13 protein-coding genes and 1 tRNA gene are annotated in these 14785 nt (G+C 57.8%); 10 read left to right on the top strand and 4 right to left on the bottom strand.

The genetic code is table 11. The annotated features are described in order from the left end of the window. Positions 1-37 precede the first annotated feature (37 nt). The 3 genes from AB4Y89_RS16965 (at position 38) to AB4Y89_RS16955 (ending at position 4776) form a co-directional block, all read left to right on the top strand. Complete coding sequence (locus tag AB4Y89_RS16965) at positions 38-529, top strand: hypothetical protein (protein WP_442302122.1); 492 nt, start codon at positions 38-40, stop codon at positions 527-529. 324 nt (positions 530-853) lie between these two features. Then, on the top strand, positions 854-1585 hold the full coding sequence (locus AB4Y89_RS16960; protein ID WP_442302121.1) for a YcbK family protein: 732 nt from the start codon (positions 854-856) through the stop codon (positions 1583-1585). Between the two features lie 437 nt (positions 1586-2022). After that, the gene (locus AB4Y89_RS16955; RefSeq protein ID WP_442302120.1) at positions 2023-4776 is read left to right on the top strand and encodes a bifunctional YncE family protein/alkaline phosphatase family protein; all 2754 of its coding nucleotides are present in this window, start codon (positions 2023-2025) and stop codon (positions 4774-4776) included. A 164-nt stretch (positions 4777-4940) separates the two neighbouring features. Here the strand turns inward: AB4Y89_RS16955 and AB4Y89_RS16950 are convergent, their stop codons facing one another. Next, positions 4941-5507, bottom strand: coding sequence for a DUF3011 domain-containing protein (locus AB4Y89_RS16950; protein ID WP_442302119.1), 567 nt, complete (start codon positions 5505-5507; stop codon positions 4941-4943). A 345-nt stretch (positions 5508-5852) separates the two neighbouring features. Continuing rightward, positions 5853-6653, bottom strand: a complete 801-nt coding sequence (locus tag AB4Y89_RS16945; RefSeq protein WP_442302118.1) for an SDR family NAD(P)-dependent oxidoreductase — start codon at positions 6651-6653, stop codon at positions 5853-5855. Between the two features lie 245 nt (positions 6654-6898). On the opposite strand from AB4Y89_RS16945, the gene AB4Y89_RS16940 reads away from it, so the two are divergent. The 3 genes from AB4Y89_RS16940 (at position 6899) to AB4Y89_RS16930 (ending at position 11006) form a co-directional block, all read left to right on the top strand. Beyond that, a complete protein-coding gene (locus AB4Y89_RS16940) occupies positions 6899-7303 on the top strand; it encodes a hypothetical protein (protein ID WP_442302117.1) in 405 nt (134 codons plus the stop codon). A 562-nt stretch (positions 7304-7865) separates the two neighbouring features. Continuing rightward, on the top strand, positions 7866-8969 hold the full coding sequence (locus AB4Y89_RS16935; protein ID WP_442302116.1) for a fascin domain-containing protein: 1104 nt from the start codon (positions 7866-7868) through the stop codon (positions 8967-8969). A 513-nt stretch (positions 8970-9482) separates the two neighbouring features. Further along, a complete protein-coding gene (locus AB4Y89_RS16930; RefSeq protein WP_442302115.1) occupies positions 9483-11006 on the top strand; it encodes an alkaline phosphatase family protein in 1524 nt (507 codons plus the stop codon). 325 nt (positions 11007-11331) lie between these two features. On the opposite strand, the gene AB4Y89_RS16925 is transcribed toward AB4Y89_RS16930, so the two are convergent. After that, positions 11332-11407 (bottom strand) — tRNA-Ile (locus AB4Y89_RS16925). A 72-nt stretch (positions 11408-11479) separates the two neighbouring features. Then, a complete protein-coding gene (locus AB4Y89_RS16920) occupies positions 11480-12553 on the bottom strand; it encodes a glycosyltransferase family 87 protein (protein ID WP_442302114.1) in 1074 nt (357 codons plus the stop codon). A 169-nt stretch (positions 12554-12722) separates the two neighbouring features. Here AB4Y89_RS16920 and AB4Y89_RS16915 point away from each other — a divergent pair, with 169 nt between their 5' ends. The 4 genes from AB4Y89_RS16915 to thpR all read left to right on the top strand — a co-directional run bounded on the left by AB4Y89_RS16915 (position 12723) and on the right by thpR (position 14779). Further along, positions 12723-13076 carry a DUF3175 domain-containing protein gene (locus AB4Y89_RS16915; protein WP_442302113.1) on the top strand — a complete coding sequence of 118 codons (354 nt, stop codon included), beginning with the start codon at positions 12723-12725 and terminating at the stop codon, positions 13074-13076. 249 nt (positions 13077-13325) lie between these two features. After that, positions 13326-13619 (top strand): hypothetical protein, encoded by a 294-nt coding sequence (locus tag AB4Y89_RS16910; protein ID WP_442302112.1) that lies wholly within the window; start codon positions 13326-13328, stop codon positions 13617-13619. A 63-nt stretch (positions 13620-13682) separates the two neighbouring features. Then, positions 13683-14237 carry an HdeD family acid-resistance protein gene (locus tag AB4Y89_RS16905; RefSeq protein WP_442302111.1) on the top strand — a complete coding sequence of 185 codons (555 nt, stop codon included), beginning with the start codon at positions 13683-13685 and terminating at the stop codon, positions 14235-14237. Between the two features lie 5 nt (positions 14238-14242). After that, a complete protein-coding gene (gene thpR / locus AB4Y89_RS16900) occupies positions 14243-14779 on the top strand; it encodes an RNA 2',3'-cyclic phosphodiesterase (RefSeq protein ID WP_442302110.1) in 537 nt (178 codons plus the stop codon). Positions 14780-14785 lie beyond the last annotated feature (6 nt).

The following is a 14785-nucleotide window of genomic DNA, read 5'->3' as shown; positions in this document are numbered from 1 at the left end:
GGGTGTCTAATCTAGTGAGAGCGAAAGGGATTTGAGCATGAGCGGATTGATGGATGCACCGGTCTACGATGAGCAGAGAGAAAGGCGCAAGACAGCCCTGCTGATCGCGGCGGGTGTGCTGGTAGTGCTGCTGGCCATCCTCTTCGTCGCCGGCTTCATCGCCGGACACGGCTGGTTCTTCACCAATCTCCCCGCCGAGCACAAGGTCGACCGCTTTTTGACCGCGATTGAGAAGAAAGACTTCGACACCGCCTACGGCGTCTACGTCAACGACGACAACTGGAAGGCGAATCCCGGCAAGTACACCGGCTATCCCGTGAAGCGGTTCACCGAAGACTGGACGCAGTTCTCACCCGTGGGCGAAATCCATAGCCATCACGTCGACATCTCGCGCACCGATGGAGAAGGCTTCTGGGGATCGGGCACCATCGTCGGCTCGACCATCAACGGCAAGAAGCGCCTCTTCCTCTGGGTCCAACGCAGCGACGGCACCTTGACCTACCCAACCCCACACATCATCCAGTACTAGCGCACAATCTGAAATTACCCATGCACCGGGTGCCCCACATACGCGAAGCTTATGTGGGCATTCGAGCGAAGCTCGAACCGCTTTTTGTTTGTCATTTCGAAGCGTACTGGGTCCCCAACGAACTTGTTTCGTTGGGCGAAAGAGCCCCTCATTCGGAACCCTTTTTCCACACTCCGAACTTTTCCCCCGCTTCCCCTCTGGACACACCCCTCCTGGCAATTACAATTGACGACAGCGAATGACGATTGGCAAGCCGCATTTGGGTCTCTGAGTCCCTGGCTTCCGACTCAGTACCGCGCAACCTACAGTTGGAGATCAGTTAATTTGCCCCTGTACATGCCTGCGCCTCTTCAGTTCCTCGTCTCGGCTCGCAAACTGACAGCCCTCGCCGCCATCACCCTTCTGGGCATCTCGACTCCATTTGCAAACGCAGGCAAGGCGTCGTCATCCCACCGGCATCCGCGCCTTCATGCCCTGGCCCACGCCTTTGCCAATGTGGCCCTGCCGGGAGTCGGCCTTCTTCCGGACGAAGAAGACAATGTTCCCACTGACGGCCAGAAGTATGAGTTGAAGCTCGCCCATCCCTATACCGGCGAGATGATCAACGTGGTCTATCGCATCGGCGACACCTACATTCCCGAGGCGCTCGACCAGCTGAACCACTTCCTGTGCGACAGCCACAATCAGCAGGTCACGCCCATCGATCCGCGCACCTTCGACGTGCTGCACACCATGCTGGCCAAGCTGAACAAGCCCGATGGCGTCATCGACATCCTCTCCGGCTACCGCTCGAAAGAGACCAACGACGCACTGCGCGCCAGCGGCACCACCAACGCCGCCGAGCACTCGCAGCACATCGAAGCTAAGGCGATCGACCTTCGCGTCTCCGGTGTCTCCGCAAAGCAGCTCCGTGATGCAGCGCTGTCGCTCGAAGCCGGTGGCGTTGGCTACTACCCCCGCTCCCAGTTCGTGCACGTCGACGTGGGCCCCACGCGCCAGTGGACCTACACTGCGCACGCCCACCACAAACGCACCCGCAAAACAAAGCGCTCGTAGCTACCAGAGAATTCCCACGCTCAACAGAGCACCAGGTAACTCGAGCGTGAGTTTCGGGTATCTCCTTGCCCACCCTAGCGTTGCGAGGGTGGGGCACCCAGGCAAGATAAGCGCTGAAGGCGCGTTCTATACCAGCCTGGGGCAACGCCCCAGGTATCCGGCCCTATAGAGATTAAAGGGCTGAAGGCCCGCTCCATAGCTCGCCGTGAAGGGGCGGGTTTGATGGCACGTCTAACCACCAATGTCTGGGCTGTTGGAATGATCCATGTCGAACGCCGGACGCTTCGCTCACCGTATCGCATCCATTCGCACTCAAAGACGTAACCCTGCAGCAACCTTTACTTGTTACGATTTGTACGCAATCGATCTGCGGCCTGTCGACCCCAAACACAAATCCAAACAATCAAACTCTGCAGATGGGCAGGGAGGAAAGATCCGTGATCCGCAAGACGTACACCGCTCCTCTGGTTTCACTCTCCATTGCCTTTTCCCTCTGCGCCGGCCAGGCACAGGTCGTGGTCAGCGATCCACCCAAAGGCGCCATCCTGCCCAATGGCCGCGCCATTGATCCGGCGGGTACATGGACACCGATCGCTCCCATGCCATTCGCCCTTGCTGTCAGCCCTGACGGCAAACACCTCGTCGCGCCCTCGATCGGCTGGCCATTTGCACTGAACATCATCGACGATCTCGGCGGCAGCTCGCCACGGTACCGTCGCTTTCCGGAGATCAAGGCAGAGAGTGGAACCACAATTCTGCCGTCGAACGATCCGCACCTGCGCGTCTCCTCGACGAACGACCCCAACACCCAGGTCCATATGGGCGTCGCCTATTCGCCCGACGGCTCGCTGTTGTATGACCCCACAGGCGACTCCGGCGCGGTCGACATCTACGACAGCAAAACCTGGCAGCATGTGGGTCGTATTGAACTCGACGGCAAGCTGAACGGCAAGACCTACAAGGAGAGCTTTGCGGCAGTTGCTCTACTCTCTCCGGATGGCAGAACGCTGTACGTTCTGGACCAGGGAAACTGGCGCGTTGTGATCGTAGATCTAAGCACCAAGCAACTGATTGCAGGCCTACCCACCGGCTCAAACCCGCTCGCCATGGCGCTTTCGCCGGACGGCAACCGCCTCTACGTCACCAACTCCGGTCTCTTCGAATATCAACTCGTTCCGGGCGTAAAGCTGGCGGACCCTCTGCACACCGGTCTGCACTTTTCTCCCTTCGGATATCCGTCTGCGGCTGCGCGCAAAGGAGTGAACGCGGAAGGGCATGACGTGCCCGGACTCGGTGATGAAAACAGTCCTCGCGGCAGCTCCTTGTGGACCTACGATGTCTCCTCGGCTGGCGCCACACATCTTTTGTCGAAGCTTCGCCTCGGCCACCGCATCACCGAAGGCCACAACACTGTCGTAGGAGGCGCATCGCCCTCCGGTGTAGTCGCCGGCAAAGAACGCATCTATGTCTCGCTGGCGCACGAGGACTCGATCGCCGTCGTTTCGCCGGACGGAGCGAAACTCGAGCGCGAGATTCCCCTTACGCCCTTCAGTGGTGCTGAGTACAACGACAAAACCGGGCGTCCGTTGCGTGGAGTCATGCCCTTCGGTGTAGGTCTCTCCGGCGGACAGCTCTTTGTCGCTGAGGCAGGGACAAACTCCATCGCCGTCATCGATACCAATACAAACCAGGTCCTCACGCACATCCCCGTGGGTTGGTATCCCGCCGCCGTAGCATTCTCACCGGACCAGAAGACGCTCTACGTTGCCAACAACAGGGGGCAGGGAACCGGACCAAGCATTGCGGCCGACCTCTCGGCCGAAAGCCGCCACTCCATTCATGAGCTGGAGTTCGGCAGCATCTCCACCATTCCACTGCCGATCGCGGAAGACCAGTTCCCACGTTTGACCGCTGCCGTCGTGAAAGCGAACGAGGCGGCCCTCAAGGAATCCTCTCCCCTTCCTCACCTGCGTCATGTGTTCTTCATCATTCGCGAAAACCGGACCTACGATGAGGTCTTTGGCGATCTCCCCAACTCCAACGGAGAGCCGAAGCTGGCGCGCCTTGGCATGCATGGATGGGAAGCGGAGGAGAACCACGGTTTCCATGACATACCTGTCACACCGAATGCCCATGCTCTGGCCGGACGCTTCGCCACCAGCGACAACTTCTACGTCAACAGCGAAGCCTCCGCTGACGGCCATCGCTGGGTCGTCGGCATCGCGCCTGCTCCCTGGATGGATGTTGCCTGGTCCACGGGCTACGGCGGCCGTCGTAAGGGAAATGTTGCCAGCGAAGCTCCAGGCAGGCGAGCTCTGAGTGGCGGCGCCGATGCGCCCATGCCGGAAGATGAGCCGGAGTTCGGCTCGCTCTGGGAGCACGTTGCCGGCGCAAAGCTGCCGCTGCTCAACTACGGCGAGGGCCTCGAACTGGAAGGTGGCGATGAGCGCGAAGGCACGGAACCCGAAGGGCAGCGCCTCTATCTCAACTCGCCCGTACCCCAACCTGTCTTCGTCTCAAGCGATCGCCAATTCCCAACCTTCAACATGGGCATTCCCGATCAGTACCGCTACAACGAGTTTCAGCGCGACTTCACCGCGCGCAGCAAGACCGGATATCAACCTGCACTGACTGTGATCCGCTTGCCCAATGACCATATGTCCAAGCCGCGTCCGGCAGACGGCTATCCCTATCGCAGCTCCTTCGTCGCCGACAACGACCTCGCCCTCGGCAAGATCGTAGACACCATCTCGCACAGCGCCATCTGGAAAGACACCGCGATCTTTGTCGTCGAAGACGACGCACAGGGCGGCGTGGACCACGTGGACGCGCATCGCAGTCCTGTGCTCGTCATCAGCCCTTATACAAAACGCGGCTACATCTCACATCGCCACACCAGCATGGCCAGTGTGCAGAAGACGATCTATGAGCTGCTGAACCTCGGGCCGCTCAACCTTGAAGACGCGCTCTCCGCCGACTTAAGCGACAGCTTCACCAGCACTCCCGACCTGACGCCGTACACGTTCGTCCCATCGAATACACACATCTTCGATCCTCGCCGCGCACGCACCGCACACCCAAAGACCGCCGCGGAAAAGGCCGAGCTGCTCGACTGCGACGACCCGGTAGAACTGGACAGAGAGATCCATAGGAAATCAACCAAACCACGTCGCCGCGATGCAGATGACTAGTGCAAGCGCTGAAGGCGCCCTCTATACCAGCCTGGAAGTTGGATGACGCTCCCTAATCCCTGACGTTCTCGTCATGTTGTGATCGCCGAACGTCGTTCACCGATCACAACAGAACGGCCTCCCATCACGGGAGGCCGCTCTATTTTCGACTCTGCAACACAAACTCAACGAACAGCAAAGTCAGCACGGCATCCCCGGTCCACCCAGATGCCACCGCGGTCATATCCCCAGGTTTCGCCTTCCCTGCAGGGCGACCCACTGCGCTGCTTGATTAGCCGCACACCTCTCCTGATGGCCACGCGGCAGAAGTTCCTTCCCATGTCGTTGGACTCACACCGGATGACACCGTTCGATGGACCGGACCACCCATTATCCGAGGGCCTTGTATCCGGAGGTCTGTTATCGCCCGGATACGGCGGAACGCCCGGACCACCGCCGCCCTGGAATGCGTCTGCTCTCACCAGGAAATCGGCACGGCAGCCACGATCCACCCAGACACCGCGACGATCATATCCCCAGGTGTCGCCCTGTATGCAGGGTGACCCACTACGCTGATTCAGCATCCTGACTCCACGCGACGTGTCTGCCTGGCAGTAGTGCCGCTTGCCATCATCGGAGGCGCAGGTAAGTTTCGCGCCTTCACGATCCGTCGTTCCACTCTGCGCCTTGAGAGACGCTGTGCCGACGGCAATGAAACCAAAGATAAACAGTAAGAGTCGAAGTTGCTTCATGTTGAACCTCCCGATTCGTCAGAACGATACTTCGGCAGCCCCTACATACCAACCAACGGCCCGTGAAGCGGTGAGTCAGCTCAGCCGAGCCAAGAACTTGGATGGCTGCCTGTCGTATGTCGCGGGGAGTTAGATGCAGAACAACTCCCTTGCTGCTGCTACACCTCAATCATCGAACCCAATAAAAACCTGCGAAATGAGATCACATATGGCGACTTGGCCGTCCCGATTTCAGGGAAAGCACATGAGGGCCTGGGTCCGGGGAATTGGGCCGGAAACTCAGCAGATAGCCCTCGGGGATATGGACCCGGCCTTTATTTTTGCGCAAATATATGGGCTACTGACTCAGATAAGGCTGCGGATGCTGCCACCATCCACACCCCAAACTGCGCCGGTGACGTAAGAAGCGCGATTGCTGGCCAGAAACACCATGATGTTCGCGACCTCTTCTGGCTCGCCGAGCCGCTCCAGCGGAAGCTGCCGCAGCTTCATCTCGTGGTCGACGGCCTCCCGCGGGGGCATATTGTGGATCGCCGCCATGCCGTCGGCAAACCCACCAGGGCGAGACCAGAAGGTGCTCCAGATTGGTCCCGGGGCAACCGCATTGATGCGAACCCGGGGCGCCTCCGCGCGCGCAAGACTTTTGGTGAGGGAAAGCATTGCGGCTTTGAGCGCACCATAGTCGGCCGGAACCGCTTCAGGCTGCCGCGCGAGATCGGACGCATTGTTCACAATCGAAGCGCCCTCTCTCTCTCGCAGCAGAGGCAGCAGTTGCCGGGTCGCGCGCACGGCCGACATGAAGTTCAACTGGAACGTCCGCTCCCATTGCTCGTCCGTCGTCTCCATAAACGGCTTCGGATCGGCATAGCCAACATTGTTGATTAACACATCGAGGCCGCTGATCTGGCTCACCAGTGCATCTAGACCGCTCTTCATGCCTGCGCCCGTGCTCAGATCCGCGACAGAAGCATAGGCCTTCACGCCCTGTGCACGAACCAGCTCAAGCGTATGCTCGAGCCCGGTTTTGTCGTGATCCACTGCCGCGACGTGCGCCCCCTCACTCGCAAACGCAACTGCCGCAGCTCTACCAATTCCATTTGCTGCTCCGGTAATGAGTACGGTCTTGCCTTCCAGGCCGGTCTGCATGCCGCGATCCTTTGGGTTGATTTCTATCATTGACCGAGACCCTATAAAAGGCGCAACTGCTCTTTATGAGGCGCTGTGTGAAAACAAGTAGAGGGTCAGGCCTGAGTTCCACTCTAAGCCCTTATACTTGGCCGTCTGTGTAGAAGTCATCCCCGCAGTCTGATAAGACTGCTGACAACCGTTCCAACGAACAGCCTCTTCATCTTCACCTCTGATGTGGAAGATGGTACTAGCGGAGGAGAATTATGTGCGATTTCGGCCGTACCCTCATTGTCTGCATCCTCATCACTGGCATGACCTTAACGAGCGTCGCTCAGCACGCTCCGGCTACCTCGAAGACCGCTACCGCTGTAAAAGAAAAGGTCGAAGGCCTCACTGCTCAGGCACACATCACCGTAATACGCACAGGTGCTCCTGAAGAGTTTGGCGACTTCATCTCACATAGCCAGGATGGTTTTACGTTTTACGATGTCGACCAGAAGCAGGACGTGACGCTCAGGTACGACGAAGTAAAGAAGATCAAAGACGGATATGGAGGATACAACTCCATCCAGGGCAGACATACCGATCGATCCAAAGGCCTCATGATCGCCCTGGTCTTGGTAGGGGTATTGGGAGCCCTCATTGGAGCGGCCGCAGCAGCGAAGTAACAACAGAACTTTCACTAGTCTTGACAGCGCCTGAAAAAAGGCCGAAGCTGTCGGATGCACCTCCATAGCCACATCTGCATGTATGGCTACGGAGCTCCGAGATCCAGCGGAGCAACTACATCTGGACCCTCTTGAAGTACCCCATCTGCCTTCTTTCTACCTACAAACTTCTTCGCTTAGGTCTCGGCTGAATTCAGGAACTCCATGTCCCATTCAACGAGAGGAACCTTTGCAACGACATCTGAAAAACAGCAGGCTTCTATTTCCAGTCTCCCTCAAGGCTCGCAGCTTGCGCAGAGCCTTTGTGACTGGATCGACCATGTATCTTCCAATCCCAATCAACCATCGCCCTGGATAGTCGGATAAGTATGGTCTGGGAGCGAACCCCTGACCGTCTTCAGCGCGCAACCCCAAGATCCTCTTTGAGACCTACAGAAGATCCATTCACCAATTCCTGATGTTTAAGTCTTTATAGTTGTGGCGATCGGCACGATTGTAGCTCGCGATATTGCAACCGGCTGATCATACTTAGTTACCCAAATCTAAATCACGAGGATGAGCGATGGCGACCGCAGCAGAGCAGTTAGCAACGTTTAAGAGCTACTATCCCAACATTGAGCATGTCCAGGCTTTGACACTGGACGACGCAACAAGAATCGCCGGTGGCAAGCCAGTCGATTGGAACTCCGTCACGCCGGCGGATTTTGCGCCGATCTCAACGGCCGCAATCACGGCATGTCAGAAAGCAGTCGGTTTCGTGATCTTCGACGTGATTTGTCTCGCTGTCGGCGCGGTTGGATTACGAACCACGGTGAGGGCATCGACGATCGAGGCAGTGGCCGCCGCCGCTGCCCCGTCCTTGTCGAAGATCGAAACGATCATCGCCCAAATGGGCGCATCGACTGCAAGCGTGACTGACCGCGCATGGGGAGTCTTCCAAATCCTCAAAACGATATATACGGGTGGCTCGCTGGGGGCAGTGTTCAATGCCTTCACCGGCAGCCTCACCTGGTGGAACATGATTCTTTATGGAGTCACCGGCATAGCAACAATTACAGCCGCATTCGCGACCGATGGACTCGCGTTGGCCGCGGAGATAGTAATCTTGCTGGCTACCGCCGGTTTTCTGGCGAGCGATACAATCGCAGCGATCAACGCCTGCGGGTTGACTCCGACAACGCCGCCATCCGGACCGACTCCGCAACCTGGCGAACCCTACTTGCCGAGCATCGCGATCCGCACCTACAGTGGCAATTACATAACCGCGGTTAATAACGGAGGAATGCCAGGCACCTCAGGGGATGTAATGGCAACCAATCGAACGCAGGTCGGTTCTTGGGAAAAGTACACGCTGGTCCCGCTCGACGTATCGAACAAGACCTTTGCTCTGCAAACTATGACCGGCAATTATGTAACCGCGGTCAATGGCGGCGGTGTCCAAAATCCTCCTGGGCAGCCGATCGCGACCAATCGCACACAAGTAGGTAGCTGGGAAAGCCTGGTGCTCATCCAACAGACAGACGGCACGTATGCGATAGCCACGACATCGCGCTTTTTCCTTACCGCCATTAATGGTGGAGGTATGCAGGATGGTGCTGGGCAGCCGATCGCCACCAATCGAACCGAGCGCGGCCAATGGGAGACCTTCACTTTCGATAGTCTGTAACGGCCAGACCGTCGGCATCGACTTAGAGCATTTTCCCTTGATTTGAGGGATTCAGAGAACCGTACCGTTCTGTCAGGCAGTAGAGTGACAAGCACTCTACTGCTGACAGAACGCGCCTTTCAATTTTTACTTCGAAGGCATTTCAGTGTGGTGGGCCCGCCAGGGTTCGAACCTGCAGCCAAGGGATTATGAGTTTCCGGATATCTTTGTAAGTCAATGATAATACAGGAAATCGGAAAGCAGTTGAAGGTAGTCCTAAGTAGTTGCTCGACCCCAATTTAGGGCAATTTATGGTACGTGACCCAAGCTGATGTGTGTACCGCTGCTGTAACTCGAAAATCACCTTTTCTATCTACTTGAACATGAAAGCCACCGGTAAGATTGCCAATTTTCCGACACTAACCTTTCGATGTAGTCATGTCACCGGCAATCAGCAAGTTTCGTGGGACCCAGGCCGAAATGTTTCGTGCAGATCGCGCATCTAAGAGGTTGAGAGGTGTCGCTCAACCGAAGATGGGCCCCAAGTACATCTCGCGCCGTGACCTCCTGAAAATTGCTGCTGCTGCCGGTGCGTCCTCGCTCATCCCGGGCTGCGGCGCGATCAATAAAGCTGCTTCCACCGTGTCTGGCGGAGGGACTGGCGCGTCAACCTGCGCCAAGCTCACCGATATCGAGAATGTCGTCATCGTCATCCAGGAGAATCGCTCCTTCGACCACTACTTCGGCAGCTATAAAGGCGCACGCGGCTTCTCCGAAATTTCCAACGCATACAAACAGCCCTTTCCCAGCAATGCCACCGCCACTCCCACCGGCCTGCTCTATCCCTTCCACCTCGACACCTCGAAGTGGAACGCGGCCTGCACCCACGACATTGACCACAGCTGGCTCGCGCAGCATCAGAGTTGGAACAACGGCGCCAACGATGGTTTCGTCACCTCGCATATTCCCATCAACGCGAACGATGCAATCCTCACCATGGGCTATTACACGCGCGCTGACCTGCCCTACTACTACGCCTTGGCTGACGCCTTCACGCTCTGCGATAACTACTACTGTTCCGTGATCGGCCCCACCCATCCCAATCGCCTTTACACGATGGCCGCCTCGATCGACCCCGATGGGAAGAATGGTGGTCCACTCATCCAGACTCTCATCACAAATCAGAGCAGCATGTACGGGAAGCTCACTTACACGACTATGCCGGAGCAGCTCCAGTCGCGCGGGATCTCGTGGAAGATCTACAGCTCAGCCGACAGCAGTATCGGCAATGGCCTTCTATCGTCCGACAACGTTCTTCCCTTTTTCAAGAACTATCAGGACTCCACGACCCCGCTGTATAAGAACGCTTTTGGCCCACAGTTCCCCACAGACTTCGTCGCTGACGCCGCCTCCGGCAATCTGCCGCAGGTTTCCTGGATCATTCCCTCTGTGGTCGAGTCAGACCATCCACCTTCACCATCTCTTTTGGGTGAACTCACGCTTGCGACTATCATCAACGCTCTCACTGCCAATTCAGCGCAGTGGGCCAAGACCGTTCTCTTCGTGACCTACGACGAAAACGGTGGCTTCTTCGACCATGTTGCGCCGCCTACAGCGCCTCCGGGCACGCCTGGCGAATACATCACCGTCGCACCCGTTCCGGACGCATCAGTACTCCGCGGCATAAGCGGGCCGATCGGACTCGGCTTTCGTGTGCCTATGCTTGTGATTTCGCCGTTCACCCGCGGTGGCTTCATCTCATCCGACACCTTCGACCACACCTCCGTGCTGCGCTTTCTCGAAACCCGCTTCGGCGCCGAAGTTCCTAATCTCTCCGCGTGGCGTCGGGCCACCGTGGGCGACATGACCTCCGCCTTCAACTTCTCCAAACCCGACCTTTCCGTGCCCGTGCTCCCCACGCTTAATGCCGCCGATACCACTCTCATCAACGGCTGCATCTCCGCCCTCACCGGTACCACACCCTACCCGATCCCCAACCCGCAAACCCTTCCCACCCAGGAATCCGGCACCGCGACTCGCCCCAACTCCTCCTGCTAGAGCATTTCTCCTGTAGGTGTAGTGCAGGGCTTGTGCATCTATGGGCGTTTTCCTCAATGAAAACGCCACTGCTAGCTACTCTCGGGATACCCAGCAACGGGAGAAATGCTCTAGGCGCGGCTGATTCTGAATTGTCGTTCTGGAAGTCAACCTTACCCAGCAGGATCCCGAACACCGTGTTGTCAAGGTGACACTCTCGCAAGTGAGAGCCCATTTAACGACATGAGTTCAGAGAACCGTACCGCTCCGTCTGCAGGAGAGTGGCGAACGCTCTCCTGCAGACGGAGCGCGCCTTTCCATTTTTTACTTCGAAGGCATTTCAGTGTGGTGGGCCCGGCAGGATTCGAACCTGCAGCCAAGGGATTATGAGTCCCCTGCTCTAACCGTTGAGCTACAGGCCCAGATGGAAGGTGGGTGGAAGCACCGCTCTTGGCAGTTTACTGCAAGTTTCGGACGGGGATTGAAGGCCCCGCTTACGAGCCCATAGGAACAGGCACGGCAACCTTCACGGAACGTGTGCCATACAGATAAAGGCCCAACCAGGCCAGCGGAGTCCACAGGTAAAACGGCGACGTCATCCCGGCGCCGACCAGGACTTCCAGCAACCCGACCACCAGCACGCAGGCGAAGGGCGTCAACGACTTCGCTTGATAGAGTGCAGCCATAAATGCCGGCAACACGATGCACTCATCTGTCACCCACGCATAGGGTGCGACCAACACGGAGACGAGCAGCACAAGGTTCCATTCGGGACGTTTGAAGTAAACCCAGACACAAGCAATGGCGGCAGGCACAAGCTGGAGCCAGGGCCAGGAGCGATGAACCATGCGCAACACCAGGCTCAGGGTGGGAATGAACTCATTCTGAAGTTCTGAACTCCTCACCATCTGCAGGTATTGCTGCCAGGCTTGCGGATCCACGACGAGGGAGAACAGAACCGTCGCCCCAACCGCTGTCGCGGCCCCGAGCAGAGCACGGCGGTGAAACAGCAGCAGAACGACAAAGGGCAGGAAGAGATGCGGCTTAATGCCGCAGACCACCAGAGCCATCCCGGCGAGGAAAGGCCTCGAGTCTTTCCAGCGCAGGAACACAACGACGCCGAGCAGCAGGAAGATCCCCATCTGCCCCGCCGTCAGACAGGCCAGGGCGGGCGGAAACAAGTAACCGATAAGATGCAGCCGGTCAGGTGGTCTCCCATGCATCTCCCAGATGATCCGGACAGAGGCCATCAATGAGAGCACCAGGCCCAGCGACCAGAGGATGGCAGACACCTTGTGGCTGAACAATGCCGCAAGCACAGCCAGCGGAAACGCCGTCGGCGGGTTGCGCATGTAGAACGGACGATTGTCGATGAAACCGGCCTGCTTCTCGACAGCCAGGATCCCCGGACCATAAGGATTTTGCTTATGCAGCAGCTGCTTACCCGCAGCCCAATAGGAGATGAAGTCTTTATTAGCCGCATTGCCCGACGACATGGCGAAGGAGAGGAATGCAACGCCAATCGCCAGTATTAAAGCAGCGATGCTCAGCCGTAGAAGCTTCTTCATCGTGATCAAGCTCCCGAGGGAGGGACCCACGGTAACATAACTCGCTGCGAATCTTCTAGCGCTTCCTGAACTGCCGCGGGGTCATACTACGGGCGCCGCGTTTCACCACGATCGGCGACCTTCTTTGCTGACTGTGCATCAGACCTTGCTACCGAAGGAGGTTCCCGCTATGGCCACAACAAAAAAACAGGCAAAGATGAGCGCCAGCGGCTCTCATGCAAACGGCTCGCACGCTAACGGCTCGCACGCAAAGGGCACATCCCGCCGGTGGTCGGCCAAGGTGAACACCGAATCCACCTACCCTGAAGAGGGGCTCTTCAAACAGGGTGCCGCCACCATCGCGCGGCAGCTGGCCTCAAAGAAGGTCTCGCCCAAGGGCCCGGCCTCCGGCATGCGCATGCTGGTCTTCTTCGAAAACCGCGCCGGCAAATCCCTCTCACCCACACGCCGCAAAGTGCTGGAACATGCCAAGGAGCTGCTGCACGAAAAGGTCGTCGAAGCCCGCAAGAAACGCGCCGCCTAGCTTCAGATTCACAATCCAGAAAACGAATGCTTCCTGGAAGGTAATATTCCTGGGCTTGGCGACTTCATACGCATTGAAGGTTCCAATCTGACTGGTGAACTGATTGCGCTGAACTTTTTAAGCAACTGGTTTAATTATTTTTTTTGTTTCCTTACTAATCTTTTTAAGCACTTTTTACTGGAAAAGCTCTAAAAGAACACGAGAGCAGCTGTCCCCTACCGAATCGACGCCTCTGCTAGGCTCGTCTGCATGGGTGCGTGGCTGCTGCACAAACTGGCCTGGGCGTTGGGCATCGGAGCCGTCGCCACCATGGCGTTGTATATGGGTGACTGGGCCGTGTGGCGTATCCGCGTTGTACGAGGCGGTGGGATGGACCAGGTGCAGCGCACCGAAGTTCAGATCGCTTCCTTAAAGGGCAACAAACTGGAGTACTACTATGGCGGCCAATGGATGGCCGCCTGCAGCCGGTCCATCTTCCCGCAGGCCGGCGAAGGCGCCTGCTGGTGGATCGAACGCCATCGCGAGGTCATCAAACGCTACTGATGTGACGGCGGACACTAATCTTCATTCCGCCCGAGCCCTAACATCGCAATCGAGGTGAACCGCATGACCCTGTCCGTTCGCAGCATTGCCCGGGAGTCCATCGGCTGGTCGATCGCCCTGAGCGTCCTGATGATCCTCGTCGGCCTCTTCGCCATCATCGCCCCGCTGGCTGCGGGCGTGGCCGTCACCACCGTTATCGGCTGGCTTCTGCTGCTCAGCGGAGCCACGCATGTCTGGTTTGCCTGGCATGTGCGCAGCGCCGGAGCCGTCGTATGGGAAGCACTCGTGGCGCTGGCCTACTTCTTCGGCGGCATCTACCTGCTGCTCCATCCGCTCGCCGGCCTCGTCAGCCTGACACTGATCCTCTCCGCCTATCTGTTGATCAAAGGCATCGTGGAGCTTGTCGGAGGCTTCGGCCTGCGCGGCATGCCGGGCAGCGGCTGGATGCTGCTCGACGGCGTCTTCTCGATCGTGGTGGCACTGATGATCTGGGCGCATCTGCCCAGCGCAGCCGCCTGGGTTCCGGGAACGCTGGTGGGCATCGCCATCCTCTTCAGCGGCTTCTCCCGCCTGCTGCTCTCACTCGCCGCCCGGCGAGTCGTGGCCGCTCTGCCATAACTGCAATGCGCCTGTTCATCGGCCTACCCGTTGCAGACGAGACCAGGGAAGCACTGCGCTCGGTGGTTGACAGGCTACGCGCAACGATTGATCCGCGGATAGGAAAGATCCGCTGGACCGATCCCGAAGGCTGGCACATCACTCTACAGTTCCTTGGCAACTGCAATGAGCAGCAGTGCGACTGCCTGGTACGGGCACTACGTTTCGTACCGATGCATCCTTTTCAGGTCGCAGTCGATGGCCTGGACACCTTCGAACGCGCCGGGGTCCTGTTTGCAGGAGTGCGATTGGATGAAAACCTCGCCAGACTTCAACATCAAATCGTAAGGGAAACAGCTACCTGCGGCTTCGCCTCTGATGACCGGCCCTATCATCCGCACATCACACTGGCGCGAACACCGAGAGGAACGAGAATTCCGCCCCAACAGCTCATGAGGTCAAACTCCTCTGCGTATCTCGCAGAGAATTTTTGTCTCTATGAAAGCGTGTCAGGGGACAATGGCCCGCAATACCAGGTACGTACGCGTTTTCCAGGTCAGTAGAAATAT

The organism is Terriglobus sp. 2YAB30_2 (assembly GCF_052114765.1).
In the GTDB taxonomy this organism is placed as follows: domain Bacteria; phylum Acidobacteriota; class Terriglobia; order Terriglobales; family Acidobacteriaceae; genus Terriglobus.
The sequence above is the reverse complement of the archived record's forward strand: the minus strand, read 5'-3'. Positions and strand labels throughout refer to the sequence as shown.